1 protein-coding gene is annotated in these 584 nt (G+C 45.5%); it reads right to left on the bottom strand.

All coding sequences use genetic code 11. From position 1 onward, the window contains the following. A partial coding sequence (locus tag R7Z47_RS25980; protein WP_318130916.1) for an AI-2E family transporter occupies nucleotides 1-584 on the bottom strand: 584 nt, incomplete at both ends.

Genomic DNA, 584 nt, shown 5'->3' with positions numbered 1-584 from the left:
ACGTCATATCACCGGTGAGGAACAAGTACGCGGCGGCTGGTATCCAGATCAACGCCGTACCGACAACTGGAATGAAGGAAGCAAAGCCCATCATGGTGCCCCAGAATAAACCAGGGAAGCCAGCTAGCCACATACCGATACCGCCCGCTAAGCCTTGCGCGATAGCTGTTAAAAACGAGCCCATGACTGCGGACTTCGAAACTTGTTCTATCTCGGTCAAGATTCTATCTTCTTGGCTACGAGAGAGTGGCAGAATATGTCGAATTGCCGAAATGATTTTGTCGTGGTCACGTAATAGGAAGAAAAGCACAAACAGCATTAGGAAAAAATCCATCAAGAAGTTTGTTGCATCACCCAGAATTTTCGCACTGATCGCGACAAGGTTTGAACCAAAAGTGGTAGCAAATTGCCCGATTTTTTCGGCGATGGCTTTTGGCTCGATTTTATCGAAAGGTAAGTACTCATTAACAATGGATAGACCTTTGATAACCCAAGGATGTTGGAAGATGTCTTGAATGCCACCATTGGTGACCCATTTGTACGTATTCTGAGAAAAAACAGAGCCTTGTTGAACAATTGCAGCA

It is taken from the genome of Vibrio sp. 1641, assembly GCF_033339995.1.
In the GTDB taxonomy this organism is placed as follows: domain Bacteria; phylum Pseudomonadota; class Gammaproteobacteria; order Enterobacterales; family Vibrionaceae; genus Vibrio; species Vibrio alginolyticus.
The sequence above is the reverse complement of the archived record's forward strand: the minus strand, read 5'-3'. Positions and strand labels throughout refer to the sequence as shown.